The organism is Cupriavidus sp. L7L (genome assembly GCF_004353535.1).
Taxonomy (GTDB): Bacteria; Pseudomonadota; Gammaproteobacteria; order Burkholderiales; family Burkholderiaceae; genus Cupriavidus; species Cupriavidus oxalaticus_A.
The window spans coordinates 1-1,323 of the sequence record NZ_SMNY01000162.1 but is presented as its reverse complement, the minus strand read 5'-3'; the positions used below and the strand labels follow the sequence as shown (position 1 = coordinate 1,323).

General features: G+C 56.9%; 1 protein-coding gene, 3 tRNA genes and 2 rRNA genes. All 6 read right to left on the bottom strand.

Annotation, left to right across the window (positions count from 1 at the left end):
* Positions 1-227: GTP-binding protein (locus tag E1J61_RS36800; RefSeq protein WP_243737108.1), on the bottom strand; the 227-nt coding region annotated here is incomplete at its 3' end.
* A 46-nt stretch (positions 228-273) separates the two neighbouring features.
* Positions 274-348: transfer RNA gene (locus tag E1J61_RS36795), tRNA-Thr, on the bottom strand.
* 39 nt (positions 349-387) lie between these two features.
* A tRNA-Gly gene (locus E1J61_RS36790) sits at positions 388-461 on the bottom strand.
* Positions 462-512: 51 nt separating this feature from the next.
* Positions 513-598 (bottom strand) — tRNA-Tyr (locus tag E1J61_RS36785).
* A gap of 293 nt (positions 599-891) precedes the next feature.
* Positions 892-1,005: ribosomal RNA gene (gene rrf / locus E1J61_RS36780) — 5S ribosomal RNA — on the bottom strand.
* A 114-nt stretch (positions 1,006-1,119) separates the two neighbouring features.
* Positions 1,120-1,323 (bottom strand): 23S ribosomal RNA (locus E1J61_RS36775); the annotation flags it as partial.

Below are 1,323 nucleotides of genomic sequence, written 5' to 3'. Positions count from 1 at the left end.
TGGCGGTTGGCCGTCTCGTACTCGACGTGGGCGGTATTGATGGTAATACCGCGTGCCTTCTCTTCCGGCGCTGCGTCGATTTCGTCGTACTTCTTGGCGGCACCGCCGAACTTGGCAGCCAGCACCGTGGCGATCGCTGCGGTCAGCGTGGTCTTGCCATGGTCAACGTGACCAATCGTACCAACGTTCACGTGCGGCTTGGTCCGCTCGAACTTTTCCTTTGCCATTGCGCGACTCCTGTCTCGGTAGCGATGATGCCAGTGCGGTGGTGTTTGGTGCCCATGGGCAGGATCGAACTGCCGACCTCTCCCTTACCAAGGGAGTGCTCTACCACTGAGCCACATGGGCGAAACTAGACGTACTACTTTATGACAACAACCGCGCGACTGGAGCGGGTGAAGGGAATCGAACCCTCGTCGTAAGCTTGGAAGGCTTCTGCTCTACCATTGAGCTACACCCGCCCGGTTCTTTCCTGCTTCTTCACCGGCATTGCCGGCTGCTGTCTTGCATTCTGGTGGAGAGGGCTGGATTCGAACCAGCGTAGGCGTAAGCCAACAGATTTACAGTCTGCCCCCTTTAGCCACTCGGGCACCTCTCCGCAGAGAACTATCGATTATGGGGCTGTTCACCTTGCCTGTCAAGCACTTTCCGTTGCGGATGCTGTACTTGTTTCAGGCCAGGGAAGGCGTTCCAGCGTGGCGCTTGATGCCGCCTGATCGCTCCCACAAGCGTAGATTAGATTTCTACGTTCTCACCCTATAGGGGCTCGCAAAACGGCTCCTGGAGGCTCTGGAGCTGCCTCGTCGCGCTGTGGGGCGACACGCAATCAGCCGAGCGGAAAAGCAAAAACCCCTCGCAGCACACGCTGTCGAGGGGTTTTGCACAATAAGAGCCTGGCGATGACCTACTTTCACACGGGTAATCCGCACTATCATCGGCGCGGAGCTGTTTCACGGTCCTGTTCGGGATGGGAAGGGGTGGTTCCAGCTCGCTATGGTCACCAGGCATGAGGGGTTGTGGCGCTGGGGTTCAAGCCAGCGTCACGAATCGGGATGTAGTTGGGGTTGTGCGTATCTGGCACAAAGGCAATTGCCTCACCAGGTGAAACACACTGGTTATAGGATCAAGCCTTACGGGCAATTAGTACTGGTTAGCTTAACGCATTACTGCGCTTCCACACCCAGCCTATCAACGTCCTGGTCTCGAACGACCCTTCAAGGAGGTCAAGCCTCCAGGGAATCCTCATCTTCAGGCGAGTTTCCCGCTTAGATGCTTTCAGCGGTTATCTCTTCCGTACATAGCTACCCTGCGATGCCTCTGGCG